The following is a 15,355-nucleotide window of genomic DNA, read 5'->3' on the forward strand; positions in this document are numbered from 1 at the left end:
CTCAAACCTCCCGTTGCTTGCGCAGGTTGCGGACCTGGTAGATCACGATCGGGATCACCAGGACGAAGAGGAAGACGGCCAGCGCCGACCCCTGGCCGGTCTGGCCGAACCGGAACGCCTGGTTGTACATCTCGTTGGCGATCACGCCGGTGTCGAAGTTGCCGTTGGTGGTGGTCCGGACGATGTCGAAGACCTTGAGCGTGGCGATCGAGACCGTGACCACCACGACGATCAGGGCCGGCCGGATGCTCGGCAGGGTGATCTGCCAGAACATCTGCCAGGGGTTCACCCCGTCCAGCCGGGCCGCCTCGACGACGTCGGCCGGGATCGCCTTGATCGCGGCCGAGAGCACCACCATCGCGAAGCCGGCCTGGATCCAGATCATGATCACGATCAGCAGCAGGGTGTTCAGCGGGGGGTTGTTGAGCCACTGCTGCGGCTCGCCGCCGAGCATCACCCAGACCTGGTTGAGCAGGCCGATCTGGTCGTACTCGCCGGAGCGGTAGGCGTAGACGAACTTCCAGATGATGCTGGCGCCGACGAACGAGATCGCCATCGGCATGAAGATCAGTGCCTTGGCCGCCGCCTCGAACCGGGCCCGGTCGACCAGGACGGCGTAGAGCAGCCCGATGGTGGTGGCCACCAGCGGCACCAGGACCACCCAGATCAGGGTGTTGGTGAGGATGCCGAGGATCTCGTCCTGGGCGAACATCCACCGGTAGTTGGCCAGCCCGACCCAGTTGTTGCTGCCACCGTCCATGAAGGACAGGATGGTGGTCCGGACGGCCGGTACGACCAGGCCGATCGCGAGCAGTGCCAGGGTGGGCAGCAGGAAGAAGAGCGCGAGCGCGCCCTCCGGGCGGTTCACCACCGACCGGCGGCGCGGCCGGGGACCGGCGGCGACCGCCGGGCCCTGCGCCGAGGCCGCGACCAGGGCCGCCTCGCGGCGCCGGGCGAACCAGTTGGGTACGACGTCGAGCAGCACGAGCAGTCCGCCGACCACGACCGCGAAGGCGATCAGGCCGTAGAGCAGCATCAGCAGCTTTGGTGCCTCGTCGGCGAAATCCATCAGCGCCTCCAACGCCAAGACGTTCGGGAAGCCGAACGGTCCGGCCCGCAGTGGCGCGGGCCGGACCGTCGGGGTGTCACTTCGGCCAGGAGCCTTCGACGAAGTCGAGGGTGCTCTTGGTGTCCTTGCCGTTGACCCAGTCGATCATGCCCTTCCAGAGGGTGCCGGAGCCGACGGCGGCGGGCATCAGGTCGGAGCCGTCGAACCGGAAGACCGCGCTCTTGTCGAGCAGGACCTCCATCGAGAGCTTGTCGACCGCCTGCTGGACCTTGCTGACGTCGAGCTTGTTGTTCGGCGTGATCCAGTTGCCCAGTCCGGCCCGGGAGTTGGCGTACTCGCCGGTCATCAGGTACTGCCGGACGGCCTGTACCGCCGGGCCGTCGGTGAAGGCCACGGTGAACTCGCCGCCGCCGAGTACCGGCTTGCCCTTGGCCGGGTCGACCGCCGGGAAGTAGAAGGCGTAGATGTCGCCGTCCGGGCCGATCTTGGTGCCCTCCGGCAGGTAGTTGGCGTAGAAGTTCGCCTGCCGGTGCATCGAGCACTGGCCCTGGAGGATCGGCAGGCCACCCTCCTGGAACGGGGTGGTGGTCAGGCTCTTCACGTCACCGTAGCCGCCGTTGACGTACTTCGGGTTCTTCAGGACCTGCCCCGCCTGGTCGACGGCCTGGAGCACCCGGGGGTCGTTGAACGGGATGCCGTGGGTGGTCCACTGGTCGTAGACCTCCGGCGTCTGCGTACGCAGCATCAGGTCTTCGATCCAGTCGGTCGCCGGCCATCCGGTGGCGTCGCCCGACTCCAGCCCGACGCACCAGGGCTTCTGGTTCTTCGCCGCGATCTTGTCGCTGAGCTCCATCAACTGCTGCCAGGTGGTCGGCACCTGGTAGCCGTTCTCGGCGAACGCCTTCGGCGAGTACCAGACGAAGGACTTCACGTTGGCGCCGAGCGGGGTGCCGTAGAGCTGCCCGCCGACGGTGGCGTACTTCAGCCAGTCGGCCGGGTAGTTGGCCTCGGCCAGGGTCTTCTGCTCCGCCGTCATCGGCTTGAGCTTGTTGGCCTGGGCGAACCGGGCGAGCAGCCCGGGCTGCGGGATGAAGGCCAGGTCGGGCGGGTTACCACCGTCGACCTGCACCTGGAGCTGGGCCTCGAACTCGCCGCTGCCGTCGTAGTCGATCTCGATGCCGGTGCAGTCCTCGAACTGCTTCCACGACTGCCGCAGCAGGTCGGCCTCGGCGTCCCGGATCGACGCGTAGATGGAAACGCTCTCGCCGTCGTGACCCTGGTAGGCCGAGTACGGTGCGCACTCCGCCGAGTCGGGGTCGAGCCCGCTCTCACTGTCGCCGGAACAGGCGGTGGCGCCAAGTGCCAGGGCCAACACACTGGCGATCGCGAAGGCCTGGCGTGGTCTGGACTGGACCGCCATGCCGTCCTCCTTTCGTGCCGGCGTCCGGTTGCCTGTGGCTTCCGAGCCGGCCTGTGGGCGTCACCACATGTAAGCGCTTGCAGCCAAGGTCGTCCAGACCCGCTGAGCCACGAGGCCGTAACGATTCGGAAACCCGGCCTCTACCGCCGGGCCGACCGGACGCCGCCGGCTACTCGGACGCCGGGGCCGCCGGTACGGCCTCGGGCTCGTCGAGGATCGCGGCGAAGCGCTGCTCGGCCAGGTCGAGTTGGCCGAGGATGTGTGCCCGCGCCTCGGCGGAAAGCGGGGTGTCCGGCCGGGTGACCAGGTCACGGAAGAGCGGCACCAGGGGCCGGTATTTCCGGGCCGAGCGGTGCACCTTGTCGCCGGTGGTGTGGATGACCCCCACACCGTTGTCGGTGAAGTCGGACACCTTGATCACCCGGGCCCAGGGTTCCCGGTCCAGGCTCACCGCCAGGTGCGCGCGGTACTGCTCGTCCCGGTCGCGGCCGGGGTCGTACTCCGGGTTGGTGACCGCCGCGATCAGCCGGGCGACCCGGGGGTTGAACCGCCGGGCCGCCTCGGCCAGCGCCGCCTCGGTGGCCGCCGGCCCGGTCGTCCCGGCGGGCAGGCCGGCGAGTTCCGCCGGGTGGTCCTCCACCGCGTCGTGCAGCAGCGCCGCCACGATCACGTCGACGTCGGTCACCGAGTAGTAGCAGATGATCCGGATGGCCACCCGGAGCAGGTGGTTGAGGTAGGGCTCGCGTACCCGGCGGTCGTCGCGGTGCAGCGTGCCGGCGAGGTCCAGCGCCGCCGCCAGTCGGGTCTGCTCCGCCGGGGTGAAGCGTTCGGCCTCCAGCCGGAACCGGTCCCGCAGGCCGGCTTCGCCGTAGACCTCGGTCACGGCGTGCAGCGGCATGCTCTTCAGGTACGTCGGCGAGGCCATGTCGTCCAGGTATACCGGATCGGCCCCGTTTGCGGGTCCTCCCGGGGCCCGGTTCCGCTCTTCCACTGGCTGAAGTTTTCTGCCACGCTCAATTCATACATGGAAAAGTTTCGCCATGGGAGGTCATCGTGCGCTTCCGCCTGTCCGCTTCCGTCGGTGCCGGCCTGCTGCTGGCCGCCGCGGTGCTGGTGCCGGCCTCGCCGGCCGCCGCCGCACCCACCTTCAAGGTCCCGTTCCCCTGCGGCCAGTCCTGGTCCGGGCAGACCCGCACCAACCACAGCCCGGCGTACGCCGTCGACTTCAACCGCACCGACGACCAGGGCGACCCGGTGGTGGCCAGCGCCCCCGGCACCGTCGACGTCGTCGCCGACCTCGGCGGCAGCAGCTACGGGAAGTACGTCCGGATCAACCACGGCAGCGGGTACACGACCTACTACGCCCACCTGAACAGCTTCAACACGGCCGTCGGGCGGACCGTCGGCTACGGCACCGTCATCGGGTACGTCGGCACCACCGGCGGCTCCACCGGCCCGCACCTGCACTACGAGCAGCGGCTCAACGGCTCCGACATCCAGGTGCGGTTCAACGGCACGCTGGCGCTCTACTGGGGCACCCGCACCTACACCAGCGACAACGCCTGCTCCGGCGGCGGCACCGGATCCGGCACGGTGAACACCGCGGGCAGCCCGCTGACCGTCCGGTCCGGCCCCGGCACCGGTTACTCCTCGGTCGGCACGGTCGCCGACGGGGCGGGGGTCACCATCTACTGCCAGACCACCGGCACGACGGTGACCGGCACCTACGGCACCAGCAACATCTGGGACCGGATCGGGACCGGCCGGTTCATCTCCGACGCGTACGTCCTCACCGGTTACGACGGCTTCATCCCCGGCGTGCCACGGTGTTGAGCGCCGGCCGCCGGTAGGCCGGCGAAGACAGATCGCCGGGACGCCGGGCCCGGGTCGTCCAGGGGGAGAGAGGGAGACCCGGGCGCGGCGCCCCGGCTTGCCTGTCGGGGGTTCTTCGGTACGGACAGGGATTCTTCGGCGATGCAGGGCCGGCGCTGCGCCAACGTCGGCCTCGCGTCAGTTGAAGAGGCTTACACCGCCGGGGCCGACGAGCAGTCCGACGATGATCAGCACGACGCCCCAGAGGATCTGCCGCCGGAACAGTGCCAGCACACCGGCGACCACCAGTACAACCGCGAGGATCCAGAGCAAGAATTCCATGGCTCAGGAACTACCCCCGGCGCTGATCGCGGAAACCTTGCCCGCGGTGGCTCCGGCAAAGGGCGGGTGCAGGTGGAACACGCTGTACGCCTGCTTGATCACCGGGTGCGCGACGTTGCGGACGCGTACCCCGCCCGGGGTGGTGCCCCGCTCGCTGCCGGCGTGCGCGTGACCGTGCAGCGCCAGCTCGGTCGGCGCCGAGTCGATGGCCTGACCGAGCAGGTACGAGCCGAGGAACGGATAGATCTCCGGCGGCTCCCCGGCCAGGGTGTCGGGCACCGGGGAGTAGTGGGTCAGCGCCACCCGTAGGTCGCAGTCCATCTCGCGCAACGCCTCGCCGAGCTGGTCGGCGATGGCGCTGGTGGTCCGGACGAAGGCCTTCATCTCCGGTTCGCCGAACTCGCTGGCGCACCGGCCGGCGAAGCCGCCGCCGAAGCCCTTCGCACCGGCGATGCCGAGCCGCACCCCGGAACACTCCAGCACCACGTTGGTGCCCTCCAGCACCAGGATGCCGGCGTCCTCCAGCACCCGGATCACCGTCGGTACCTCGTCGCAGTGGTGGTCGTGGTTGCCGAGCACCGCGACCACCGGTACGCCGAGGTTGCCGAATTCGGTCGCCACGCAGCGGGCCTCGGACTCGGTGCCGTGCCTGGTCAGGTCACCGGCCAGCAGCAGGACGTCGGCGCGCTCCGGCAACTGTTCCAGGGCCGGCCGGAACCGCCCGACCACGTCCCGGTCCAGGTGCACGTCGCCGACCGCCGCGATCCGGATCACCATGTCGTCGCCTCCCTCACCGCAGCTCCTCCACCTCGGTCGGCGCCTGGGTACGGATCAGTCCGATGTCCACCGTCACCGGCACCTCGGGGAAGTGCTCCAGCACCAGGCGGAGGATCTCCTCGCGGCGCTGCGCGCTCTCCACCTCGCCGCAGAGCACCACCGAGTGGTCCCGGCGGGTCACCGTGATGCCCTGTTCGGCGATTTCGGTGCGTTCGGTGAGCAGGCGCTGGATAGCCGCCTCCAGATAGTCGTCGGGCGGCTCGGTGCCCGCCGTGCCGCGCTGGTTCATGTCGCCACCTCGCTCCGCTCGTCCATGCCGGTCATTCCCTTCTCCTCCCCGGTCGAGGAGGAGTAGCGCTTCTGCTCGCCGGCCGGGTAGCGCTTTTCCTCGCCGGCCGGCGAGTAGGGCACCACGTCCAGCCGGTCCAGCAGCACCAGGAAGGCCTCGGCGTACGGGGAGTGCGCCGTCTCCTTGCGTACCCGGTCCCAGTCGATCTGTTCCCGGAGCGAGCGGGCCAGCGGCAGCCCACGGGCGAAGTCGCAGTAGTGCTGCGAGAAGCTGAGCAGCTTGTGCACCATCAGATGGGTGGCCGACAGCACCGGCATGTGGATGGCGTCGACCGGGCGTACCACGGTGTCCCGGAAGGTCTCGTCGGTGACCGGGGTCTCGATCGGCCGGTGTATCAGGTCCACCATCCGGTCGTTGTCCCAGACCTTGACCAGCCAGTCCTCCGGGGGGCGTTCGGCGGTGAAGCCGGCCTCGACGAGCGCCTCCAGGGCGCGCTCGGTGTCCTGCTCGCGGATGAGGAAGTCGACGTCGTGGTCACTGGAGTGGCCGCCGTGCGCGTACACCGCGAAGCTGCCACCCAGCGCGAAGGGGATCTCGGACTGCTTGAGGACGGCGGCGACCCGCTTGAGGGTGGCAAGGAGGGTCTCGTCGCCGCTGTGATCCATCGGGTCTCCCGGGTCGGTGATCATTGGGCATCTGGTCAACGGGGTGGAGATTTACCGGTACCCGGCACTTCGTTCCTTCACACCTGGGTCGGGATCCGGTGGCGGTGGCCCGGGGCCGGAAGCGGCACCGCCGAGCGGGAACCGGACGTACCGGCACGGAGAGCGTGGCCAGGCCGGCGGGACGGGCCGGCCGGAACGGCTCATCCCGCACAGCCCGGACGGCGGCGGCTTTGTCGGGCCGGGGGGCTGCGCGGGCCGGGTACCGTTGCTGAGCGTGGCCCGAACTCTTCAGGAGCGGCGGAACGGGGGACGGCTGCGGGCCGTGGCCCTGGTCGGAATCGACGGCTCGGGCAAGACCACCCAGGCACACCGGCTGGCGGACGCGTTGACCGAGGCCGGCATACCGGCGACGTACTGGCAGAACGCCGGCGGGCGGCGGTGGTTCGGCCGGTTGGCCCGCAAACTGGGCCGGCGGGACGCCCAGCGCCTGCTAGGCCGGGACGGGATGCTGCTGGCCGAGTCGGCGCTGCGCTGGCTGGCCATCGCGCGGGCACTGCTCCGCTCCCGGCTCCGCTCCCGGGTCGCCGTGATGGACCGCTACTCGGTCTGCCAGTACGCCAGCATCCGGGCGCACGGCGGCGGGCGTCGCTGGGAGACCCTCGCCCGGCTGCTGTACCGGATCTTCCCCCCGCCCGACATCACCATCCTGCTCGCGGTGGACCCGGGTGAGGCGTACCGGCGGATCGAGGCTCGGGGCACCGACCACGAGAACATCACCTACCTGGCCGCCGGAGCGGCGGCGTACCGCTCGCTGCCGGAGTTCGCCGGGTTCGTGGTGGTGGACGCCAACCGCTCCCCGGACGAGGTGACCCGGGCGATCCAGGCCGGTGTGCGGGATTGGCTGCCGGCCGACCGCCGACCGCCCGGGTTCGGCAGCCCGCCACCGGTACCGTCCGGCGGATCCGGCCCCGTGCCGGCCGTCGCGGACTCCGGGTCCACCGGCCCCGGGCGGGCCCCGGAAGCGGCACCGGCCGTCGGTGCTCCGGACCCAGCCGAAACCGACCCGACCGGCTCGGCCGGCACCCGCTCACCCGGCCCGACCGGCTCACCGGACCCGGCGGGCGCACTCGACCCGACCGGTTCGCGGGGTGCCCAGGATCCGCTGGGTACGCCGGATCCGGCCACCCGGTCGTCCGGACCGGACGGGGTCGAGCCGGCCGGGGCCGGGTCGGTCAGGCCCGGCCGTACACCGGTACCGTCGCACCGCTCGTCGGCGCCGACTCGTCACTGGCCAGGAAGCGGATCACCCCGGCGATCTCCGCCGGGGCCACCCAGCGGGAGTGGTCCGCGCTGGGCTGCGCCGCCCGGTTGGCCGGCGTGTCGATGATGCTCGGCAGCACCGTGTTGCACCGCACGCCCGACTGCCGGTATTCCACGGCTACCGCCGAGGCGAAGGCGAGTACCGCCGCCTTCGCGGTGACGTAGCCGGCGGCACCGGGGAACGGGGCGAGCGCCGCCCGGGAGGAGACGCAGACCACCGATCCGCCGCCGGCCTCCAGGAGGTACGGCAGCGCGCTGCGGGTGACCAGGTAGGTCGGGCGCAGGTTGCGGACGATCATCTGTTCGAAGTCGGCGACCGGGGTCTCGTGCACCAGGCCGCCGGCCGCGTACCCGCCGGCCAGGTTCACCACCGCCCGCAACGGCGCCTCGGCGGTACCGCCGGCCACCTCGACCGCTGCCGCGACCTGTTCCGGATCGGTGAGGTCCGCCGCTACCCGCAGCACCCCGTCACCCGCCTCGCCGGGGAGGGCCGCCAGTTCCGCCCCGCCGGCCGGCCGTACGGGTACGACCACCCGCCACCCGGACGAGACGAACGCGGCGGTGACCGCCCCGCCGAGCCCGCCCGCTCCACCGCTGACGAGCACAGTGCGATCCGCCATGCCTGCCACGCTACCGGCAGCACCGGGCGCGTCGCCGGCACATCGCCCCCGAGCCACGCCGGTAGCCATCCGCGGGACGGACGGTCCGATCTGGACAACCCGATCGGCCCCACCACCCGGCGGCACCCGAGGTCGGCGACGCCTCCGGCCGGCTGCCCTGGCAGTGGGTCGAGCCAAGCGGGCCGGTGCCCGGACCCGAGCCGCCCGTTCGGCCGGCCGCGCCGCCCGTCGTACGGTGGGAAGTGGTCCCGTGGTCGTCGGGCACCGGTTTTCCGCCCGGCCCGCCGGCCCGCCGCCGGGGCCACTCCGGTAGCCTATCGATGGATGACTATTCATCCGGATGCCGTCCAGCGTTGCGGGCTCGGTGACCCTGTCGAGACGAAGGTGTGGTGGGAATGGCACGCTCGGCTGGCCGGACCGGCCGCAATTTCCCACCCGTTGGGCGTACTTTCGCAGGTGTAGCGCGTCACGGTTGACGCTCCCGCCTCCGTGAAAGTAAGTTTCATCCGTGGTGAAGACTGCGAAGGTTTCTGCGAGTCACGAGACGAGTGGGCTGATTGTCCATATCAGCGGCCTGCTCCCGTCGCTGTCGCCCGCCGAGCAACGGGTCGCCAGACTCGTCGTGGCAGATCCCGCCGACGCCGCTCGCCGGACCATCACAGACCTCGCGACCGCCGCCGAGACCTCCGAGGCCACCGTCATCCGGTTCTGCCGGTCGGTCGGCATGGACGGCTACCCGCAACTGCGGATCCGGCTCGCCGCCGAGGCGGCCCGCCGGGTGGAGCCGCCGGACGCCCGGGTCGTCGGCGGCGACATCCCGCCCGGCGCCGACCTGGCACAGATCATCGCGACCATCGCCTTCAGTGACGCCCGGGCGGTCGAGGAGACCGCGGAGCAGCTCGACGCGGCGGTCTGCGAGCAGGTGGTCGAGGCGATCAGCGGCGCCGGCCGGGTCGACATCTACGGCGCCGCGGCGAGCGGTTTCGTCGCCTCCGACTTCCAGCAGAAACTGCACCGGATCGGCCGGACCGCGTTCTACTTCCCGGACGTGCACACCGCGCTCACCTCGGCGGCCCTGCTCGGCAAGGGCGACGTGGCGATGGGCATCTCGCACACCGGCACGACGCTGGACGCGATCGAGGTGCTGGAGCAGGCGCGGGCCCGGGGGGCGACCACGGTCGCGCTGACCAACTTCCCACGGTCGCCGATCACCGACGTCGCGGACTACGTGCTCACCACGGCGGCCCGGGAGACGACGTACCGGTCCGGCGCGATGGCCAGCCGGCTCGCCCAGTTGACGGTGGTCGACTGCCTCTTCGTCGGGGTCGCGGCGCGCAACCGGGCCAGAGCCAAGAAGGCACTTGAGGTCACCGCCGAAGCGGTGCTCGCGCACCGGGTCAAGGGGAGGCGGGCATGAGAAGCGGGCGGACCGGCCGGTCCGGCGCGACGGTGTCGCACTGCGGCGCCGTGCGCGGCGAGGCGACGGTATGAGTCACGGGCGCTGGCCGCGGCGAGGCGGCGGCGGTGCGAGTCCCGGGCTCTGCGGTGGTCGAGGCGCTGGGGGACGGATATGACGGCCGGACGGGTCGAGCCCGGTGCGCTATCTGCCGCCACCCCGCGTCCGGATTCCGACGCGGGGTCCTCTTACCCGCCGACCGGGCCCGGCCACCGGCCGGAGGACGGCGGCGGGCGGCCCGGAGATCCCGGCCCGACGGCGGGCGTGGCCGAGGGGCGGGAGCCGCGGGCGGTGGTCCGGGTCAGTTCCCCGACCGAGCTGCGCAACCCGCGCAGTCTCGACCTGGACGTGATGTCCGTCCGGGACGTCCTGAAGGTGATCAACGAGGACGACCGGCGGGTACCGGCCGCCGTGGCCAAGGTGCTGGACGAGATCGCGGTGGCGGTCGAGTTGGCCGTGACGGCGCTGCGGTCCGGGCGCCGGGTGCACTACTTCGGCGCGGGCACCTCGGGGCGGCTCGGTGTGCTCGACGCCGCCGAGCTGGCGCCCACCTTCAACGCCCCGGACCGGTGGTTCTGCGCCCACCTGGCGGGTGGGCCGGACGCGATGTGGCGGGCCGTCGAGGATGCCGAGGACGACGAGGCCGGCGGTGCCGAGGAGGCGCGGTCCTGCGTACGCCCGGGTGACCTGGTGGTCGGCCTGGCCGCCAGCGGGCGTACCCCGTACGTGCTCGGGGCGCTGCGCGCGGCGACCGACCTGGGCGCGGACACCGCACTCATCTGTGCCGATCCGGGCGCTGCGGCGGCCCGGTCGGTGACCGTGTTCATCGGGGTCGAGACCGGCCCGGAGGTGGTTACCGGTTCGACGCGGATGAAGGCCGCGACCGCGCAGAAACTGGTGCTGAACGGGTTTTCCACCGCCGTGATGGTGCGGCTGGGGCGGGTCTACTCAAACCTGATGATCGACATGGTCGCCACCAATGCGAAACTGCGGGGACGGATGATCTCGATCCTCGTGGAGGCGACCGGCTGTGCCGAGGAGGTCGCGCAGCACGCGTTGACCGAGGCCGACGGTGACCTGAAGGCCGCCCTGGTGTCGCTGCTGTCCGGTGCCGCCCCGGCCGACGCCCGGGCCGCGCTGGACCGCTCGGCGAACCAGGTACGCGGCGCGATCGCCCTGCTCGCCGGCTGACTCCCGGGCGTCTGCCGACTCCCCGGGAGTCCGGTTCCGGCCGGCCCGGCCCGGGCCTGGCGGAGGGCGGCGCCGGGAGTGTCGAGGACCCGACGTACCGGCCCCGGGACTGTCTCCGGGCTCCGGATTGTTGGGCAGGCGGAGGGGTAACCCTGGGGCGGCGGGATGAACCGACTGGCCGCGCCGTGCGTATATCGAAGCGTGACGAGTATCGCAGCAACCTGGTGACGTGGATCGCTGTGTGTCGTTGTGCGGCGATGATGCGATAGCCGGTGGAGAGCCGTCGCAGGCCCCGTAGCTGCGGTGTCGCCGGCTCCGACATGCCCCGATCGAGACGACTGACAGCAAACGTCGATCGTGCTTTCAGCAACTACTCAGGCATTCGTGACACTTTCGACTCACCAGATGGAATCCCTAACGCGTCTCAACTGTTGTGTAGGTGTCAGCACCGCGGGGCACAGCGGAAGTTACGGGGAGGGCTGATGAACGTGGGGATGGCAGGAGCAGGAACCCGGGCCACCGGGAGGAACGACGAGGGGACCGTGGGGAACGTGGAGAAGAAGATCGTGATGCGGACCGACGAGGTCGCCGAGGAGCGCGACCTGGTCGGCGTGTACCTGCACGAGATCTCCCGCACACCGCTGCTCGACGCCGCCGCCGAGGTCGACCTCTCCAAGGCCATCGAGGCTGGCCTCTACGCTGAGCACCTGATCGACTCCGAGAAGCTCCCGGCCGGCGTCAGCCGCGCGGAACTGGAGCGGCTGGTGGTCGAGGGGGAGCGGGCGAAGGACCTCTTCATCCGGGCCAACCTCCGGCTGGTCGTCTCCATCGCCCGCCGGTACGTCCGTTCCGGGATGCCGATGCTGGACCTGATCCAGGAGGGCAACACCGGTCTGGTCCGGGCGGTCGAGAAGTTCGACTACGAGCGGGGCTACAAGTTCTCGACGTACGCGACCTGGTGGATCCGGCAGGCGATCAGCCGGGCGATCGCCCAGCAGGAGCGCACCGTACGGCTGCCCGTGCACCTGGTCGAGGACGTCAACCGGATGCGCAACGTGGCCCGCCAGCTCACCCGTGAGCTGGGCAGCGACCCGGAGCCGGAGCAGATCGCGGCGGCGCTGGGCGTGCCGGTGGAGCGGGTGCACGAGCTGGTCCGCTGGTCGCAGGACACCGTCTCGCTGGACACGCCGGTCGGTGACGACGGGGACACCAACCTCGGTGACCTGGTCGCGGACAGCGACGCCCCGTCGCCGGAGGAGATCGTGCTCACCGGCCTGGAGCGGCAGCGCATCGAGGGCCTGTTGAACCACCTCGACGACCGGTCGGCCGGGATCATGCGGGCCCGGTACGGCCTGGAGGACGGCCGCGAGCACTCGCTGACCGAGGTCGCCTCCCGCTTCTCGCTCTCCCGGGAGCGGATCCGGCAGCTCGAGATCCAGGCACTGGGCCGGCTGCGCGAGCTGGCCCGGGCCGAGGGGCTACAGGCGGCCTGAGCGAGCAGGGCTGACTCCCGGCGGCAGGCCGCGGGTCGGCAACTTCGACGAACCGGTGAGCGGCCGGCGTCCGACTCCGGACGCCGGCCGCTCGTCGTGGTACCCGGGACCGGACGCCGGGTGCCTGCGGAGCGCCGTACCAACATCAACCATTAGGGTGACCGGCACCACGACAGTGAGTTCCGCTCGCGTCGGGAGGCGCGCCGCCGGCGGACGGTGGCGTGCCCACCACCGACGGAGGAATCCGGGGAGGACTCCGTGCCGATCAGTCCGACCGCCCGGCGTCGCCGGCTCGGCATCGAGCTGCGTCGCCTGCGCGAACGGGAGCAGCTCACCCTTCTCCAGGTCGCACAGCGGATGAAGTGCTCCGATGCCAAGATCTCCCGGATCGAGGCGGGCAAGCACTCCACCCGGACCCGCGACGTCCTCGCCCTGCTCGACATCTACCGGGTGGCCGACGAGCGTACCCGCGAGGTGCTGGCGACCCTGGCCAAGCAGTCGACCCAGCGCGGCTGGTGGGTCACCTACGGCGGCGCGATCCCGGACTGGTTCGAGGTGTACGTCGGACTGGAGTCCGAGGCGACCGAGATCCGTACCGTGGAGACCCATCTGGTGCCCGGGCTGTTGCAGACCGAGGCGTACGCCGCCGCGCTGATCCGGTCCACCCAGCCGCTCGCGCCGGCCGAGGAGTTGACCCGGCAGGTGGAGCTCCGGCTGGCCCGGCAACGGCGGTTGCAGGAGCACGACCCGATGCGGCTGCGGGTGGTGCTCGGCGAGGCGGTACTGCGCTGCCGGGTCGGCGACGAAGCGATCATGCGCGACCAACTCGGCCATCTGGCGGTGCTGGCCGAACGGTCCCACGTCGAGCTGCGGGTGGTCCGGTTCAGCAGTCCGGCGTACACCGCCTTCGGCCGGCCGTTCGCGATCCTCGGCTTTCCCGAGCCCACCGATCCGGGCCTCGTCTACACCGAACATCGGACCGGCGCGCTCTACATCGACGAGCCGGCCCAGATCGCCTCCTTCGCGCTTGCCTTCGACCACCTGGTTGCGGCAGCGTTGTCGCGGAAAGAATCGGCGCGGCTGCTCAGGGAGACGGCGGCCTTCTGGACGTGAGGGAGGACCGGACGGGATGCGGCCGGACGAAAGCATGCTGACCTGGCAAAAGAGCAGCCGATCTGGCGGTGAGGGCGGCAACTGTGTCGAAGTGGCCCGGCTCGTCGCCGGCGTCGCTGTACGTGACTCCAAGGACACGGCCGGCCCGGTACTCCGGTTCGTGCCGACCGCCTGGGTGGCCTTCCTCACCGTCCTCGGCTCCGACGGCCGGGTCCCCGGCTGACCCGGTGATCCCCGGCCGCTGATCACCCCGGCGGCCCGCTCCTCAGACCAGCGCGGGCACCAGGACGCCGGCCAGCAGCGCCGCCAGGACGGCGACCAGCAGCAGCAGGCTCCGGGGGTTGCCGAAGTTGAGGGTCCAGCCGACGCCGATCCGCTTCTGCACCAGGATCGCCGGGTCGTCGCGGTTGACGTAGCAGAGGCCGGCCAGCCGCCAGTGCCGGTCGTCGTCGGGGTGCGCGGCGTCGGGGCGTTCGGCCGGCGGGGCCGGGACGGTGGCGATCCGGCTGCCGCCCTGGCCGGCGCGTACCGCCACGACGATCACGTAGACGGTGCCGAGCAGGGCGGAGAGCAGCATCGCGACGGTGGCCAGCGGACCGGGTGCCCGTCCCTGCCACATCGGCAGGACGGCGCAGAGGATGGTGAGGTTTCCGCAGGTGGCGAGCACCAGCAGGGCCCGGGAGATGCGCCGGAGGAAGAGCCGGTGCTGGCTGGCCGAGCGCTTCGGAGCGGAGGGCTCCAGATCGGCCCGGCTCCGGTACGACCAGGCGAGCAGGGCGATCAGCAGGACCGTGGTGGCCAGTTCGATCGCCACCGGTACGCCGACCACCCACGGCGACTTCGCCTGCCAGGCCACCACGGTGGAACCGTTGGTGCGGGTCGGTACCCGATCCGGCATCTCCGGGTAGGCGGCGATCCCGGCGGCGAGCGTGACCAGCGGGACCAGCAGCGCGGGCAGCATCCACGGCCAGGGCAGCCGCTCCGGCCCGGTACGCAGCGACGTGTCCACCGTGATCCGCTGAGTGACCCCGGTGTACCAGCCGTCCTCGGCCTTGACCCGCTGGATCGCCCGGCGGGCCCGCAGATAGAAGAGCGCGACCAGCAGCATCAGTGCCACCATCGGGGCCAGGCCGACCAGCGCGACGGTGTCGTCGTCGCCGTTCCCGGCCACGGCCAGCGTGAGGGCGACGCCGGCCAGCAGTCCGACCAGTCCACTCGCGGCGACCCTGCTCCGGAAGGTGCGGATCTGACCGGCGATCGCCGCGTCACCGGCCCGCTGGGCGGGCACCCGTACCCCGAACGGCAGGGTCGGTCGCTGGACCGAGGGCATCATCCAGGCGGAACCGGCGACGGTGAGCAGCGCGACGTTGACCAAGGCGACCGTCATCATCGCGACTCCTCCTGGCTCTCGCCGAACGTGGTCAGGACGGTGCGGCAGATGTCGAGCACCTCTTCCCGGCTCAGGCCGTGCGCGGTCGCCTCGGCCAGCAGGGTGGTGGCCCGGGCGGTCCAGTCGGCGACGAACTCCGGTGCCGGCGGTCCCGAGTTGCCGTCCCGGAGCACTACTGCGCCGGACTTCCGGTTGATCCGCAGCAGGCGCTGCTGGCGCAGCAGGTCGTAGCCCTTGTTGACGGTGTGGAAGTTGATGCCGAAGTCGGTGGCCAGGGCCCGGGTGGAGGGCAGCGGACTGCCCTCCCGGAGCGCACCGGTGGCGATCGCCTCGACCACCCGGTCGCGCAACTGCTGGTAGATCGGGACCTCGCTGTTCGGGTCCACCTCGATTATCAC

At 71.2% G+C, this 15,355-nt stretch carries 15 protein-coding genes and 2 pseudogenes; 7 read left to right on the forward strand and 10 right to left on the reverse strand.

What is annotated here, in order from left to right; all coding sequences use genetic code 11:
- Nucleotide 1 precedes the first annotated feature (1 nt).
- The 3 genes from ACQEVC_RS16165 to ACQEVC_RS16175 form a co-directional block, all read right to left on the reverse strand.
- Nucleotides 2-1,069 carry a carbohydrate ABC transporter permease gene (locus tag ACQEVC_RS16165; protein ID WP_432877979.1) on the reverse strand — a complete coding sequence of 356 codons (1,068 nt, stop codon included), beginning with the start codon at nt 1,067-1,069 and terminating at the stop codon, nt 2-4.
- Nucleotides 1,070-1,145: 76 nt separating this feature from the next.
- Nucleotides 1,146-2,489, reverse strand: a complete 1,344-nt coding sequence (locus tag ACQEVC_RS16170; protein WP_432877982.1) for an ABC transporter substrate-binding protein — start codon at nt 2,487-2,489, stop codon at nt 1,146-1,148.
- 169 nt (nt 2,490-2,658) lie between these two features.
- Nucleotides 2,659-3,414, reverse strand: coding sequence for an HD domain-containing protein (locus ACQEVC_RS16175; protein ID WP_432877984.1), 756 nt, complete (start codon nt 3,412-3,414; stop codon nt 2,659-2,661).
- 128 nt (nt 3,415-3,542) lie between these two features.
- On the opposite strand from ACQEVC_RS16175, the gene ACQEVC_RS16180 reads away from it, so the two are divergent.
- Nucleotides 3,543-4,322: a peptidoglycan DD-metalloendopeptidase family protein gene (locus ACQEVC_RS16180; RefSeq protein ID WP_432877986.1), complete on the forward strand. Its 780-nt coding sequence runs from the start codon at nt 3,543-3,545 to the stop codon at nt 4,320-4,322.
- Nucleotides 4,323-4,499: 177 nt separating this feature from the next.
- On the opposite strand, the gene ACQEVC_RS16185 is transcribed toward ACQEVC_RS16180, so the two are convergent.
- From ACQEVC_RS16185 to ACQEVC_RS16200, 4 genes and pseudogenes are all read right to left on the reverse strand, one after another.
- Nucleotides 4,500-4,643, reverse strand: coding sequence for a GPGG-motif small membrane protein (locus tag ACQEVC_RS16185; RefSeq protein ID WP_318394880.1), 144 nt, complete (start codon nt 4,641-4,643; stop codon nt 4,500-4,502).
- Nucleotides 4,644-4,646: 3 nt separating this feature from the next.
- Nucleotides 4,647-5,420, reverse strand: a complete 774-nt coding sequence (locus tag ACQEVC_RS16190) for a metallophosphoesterase family protein (protein ID WP_432877990.1) — start codon at nt 5,418-5,420, stop codon at nt 4,647-4,649.
- A 13-nt stretch (nt 5,421-5,433) separates the two neighbouring features.
- Nucleotides 5,434-5,709, reverse strand: coding sequence for a hypothetical protein (locus tag ACQEVC_RS16195; protein WP_432877993.1), 276 nt, complete (start codon nt 5,707-5,709; stop codon nt 5,434-5,436).
- Between the two features lie 83 nt (nt 5,710-5,792).
- Nucleotides 5,793-6,374: pseudogene (locus tag ACQEVC_RS16200) on the reverse strand (nucleotidyltransferase); the annotation flags it as partial.
- 274 nt (nt 6,375-6,648) lie between these two features.
- Here ACQEVC_RS16200 and ACQEVC_RS16205 point away from each other — a divergent pair.
- Nucleotides 6,649-7,275: pseudogene (locus tag ACQEVC_RS16205) on the forward strand (dTMP kinase); the annotation flags it as partial.
- Nucleotides 7,276-7,606: 331 nt separating this feature from the next.
- Here ACQEVC_RS16205 and ACQEVC_RS16210 read toward each other — a convergent pair.
- Nucleotides 7,607-8,314, reverse strand: coding sequence for an SDR family NAD(P)-dependent oxidoreductase (locus ACQEVC_RS16210; protein WP_432877995.1), 708 nt, complete (start codon nt 8,312-8,314; stop codon nt 7,607-7,609).
- Nucleotides 8,315-8,822: 508 nt separating this feature from the next.
- Here ACQEVC_RS16210 and ACQEVC_RS16215 point away from each other — a divergent pair.
- The 5 genes from ACQEVC_RS16215 (at nt 8,823) to ACQEVC_RS16235 (ending at nt 13,790) form a co-directional block, all read left to right on the forward strand.
- A complete protein-coding gene (locus tag ACQEVC_RS16215) occupies nt 8,823-9,731 on the forward strand; it encodes a MurR/RpiR family transcriptional regulator (protein WP_318394884.1) in 909 nt (302 codons plus the stop codon).
- A gap of 330 nt (nt 9,732-10,061) precedes the next feature.
- Nucleotides 10,062-10,961, forward strand: coding sequence for an N-acetylmuramic acid 6-phosphate etherase (locus tag ACQEVC_RS16220; protein ID WP_432877998.1), 900 nt, complete (start codon nt 10,062-10,064; stop codon nt 10,959-10,961).
- Between the two features lie 494 nt (nt 10,962-11,455).
- Nucleotides 11,456-12,454 carry a sigma-70 family RNA polymerase sigma factor gene (locus tag ACQEVC_RS16225; RefSeq protein WP_412102704.1) on the forward strand — a complete coding sequence of 333 codons (999 nt, stop codon included), beginning with the start codon at nt 11,456-11,458 and terminating at the stop codon, nt 12,452-12,454.
- Between the two features lie 258 nt (nt 12,455-12,712).
- Nucleotides 12,713-13,567, forward strand: a complete 855-nt coding sequence (locus ACQEVC_RS16230; RefSeq protein ID WP_432878002.1) for a helix-turn-helix domain-containing protein — start codon at nt 12,713-12,715, stop codon at nt 13,565-13,567.
- 16 nt (nt 13,568-13,583) lie between these two features.
- The gene (locus ACQEVC_RS16235) at nt 13,584-13,790 is read left to right on the forward strand and encodes a DUF397 domain-containing protein (protein WP_432878005.1); all 207 of its coding nucleotides are present in this window, start codon (nt 13,584-13,586) and stop codon (nt 13,788-13,790) included.
- Nucleotides 13,791-13,832: 42 nt separating this feature from the next.
- Here ACQEVC_RS16235 and ACQEVC_RS16240 read toward each other — a convergent pair whose 3' ends face one another.
- Nucleotides 13,833-14,957, reverse strand: coding sequence for a DUF1648 domain-containing protein (locus tag ACQEVC_RS16240; protein WP_432878008.1), 1,125 nt, complete (start codon nt 14,955-14,957; stop codon nt 13,833-13,835).
- Entirely contained in the window at nt 14,954-15,355 is a 402-nt protein-coding gene (locus ACQEVC_RS16245) for a GntR family transcriptional regulator (protein WP_432878010.1), read from the reverse strand. Before ACQEVC_RS16245 ends, ACQEVC_RS16240 begins: the two co-directional genes overlap by 4 nt.

This window comes from Plantactinospora sp. CA-294935 (assembly GCF_050936445.1).
Lineage (GTDB): Bacteria > Actinomycetota > Actinomycetes > Mycobacteriales > Micromonosporaceae > Plantactinospora.

Excerpts from the sequence above, each read along its gene's own strand:
- ACQEVC_RS16210 (WP_432877995.1), bottom strand. The coding sequence starts at position 8,314 with ATGGCGGATCGCACTGTGCTCGTCAGCGGTGGAGCGGGCGGGCTCGGC.
- ACQEVC_RS16235 (WP_432878005.1), top strand. The coding sequence starts at position 13,584 with ATGCGGCCGGACGAAAGCATGCTGACCTGGCAAAAGAGCAGCCGATCT.
- ACQEVC_RS16195 (WP_432877993.1), bottom strand. The coding sequence starts at position 5,709 with ATGAACCAGCGCGGCACGGCGGGCACCGAGCCGCCCGACGACTATCTG.
- ACQEVC_RS16185 (WP_318394880.1), bottom strand. The coding sequence starts at position 4,643 with ATGGAATTCTTGCTCTGGATCCTCGCGGTTGTACTGGTGGTCGCCGGT.
- ACQEVC_RS16225 (WP_412102704.1), top strand. The coding sequence starts at position 11,456 with ATGGCAGGAGCAGGAACCCGGGCCACCGGGAGGAACGACGAGGGGACC.
- ACQEVC_RS16165 (WP_432877979.1), bottom strand. The coding sequence starts at position 1,069 with ATGGATTTCGCCGACGAGGCACCAAAGCTGCTGATGCTGCTCTACGGC.
- ACQEVC_RS16170 (WP_432877982.1), bottom strand. The coding sequence starts at position 2,489 with ATGGCGGTCCAGTCCAGACCACGCCAGGCCTTCGCGATCGCCAGTGTG.
- ACQEVC_RS16240 (WP_432878008.1), bottom strand. The coding sequence starts at position 14,957 with ATGATGACGGTCGCCTTGGTCAACGTCGCGCTGCTCACCGTCGCCGGT.
- ACQEVC_RS16190 (WP_432877990.1), bottom strand. The coding sequence starts at position 5,420 with ATGGTGATCCGGATCGCGGCGGTCGGCGACGTGCACCTGGACCGGGAC.
- ACQEVC_RS16175 (WP_432877984.1), bottom strand. The coding sequence starts at position 3,414 with ATGGCCTCGCCGACGTACCTGAAGAGCATGCCGCTGCACGCCGTGACC.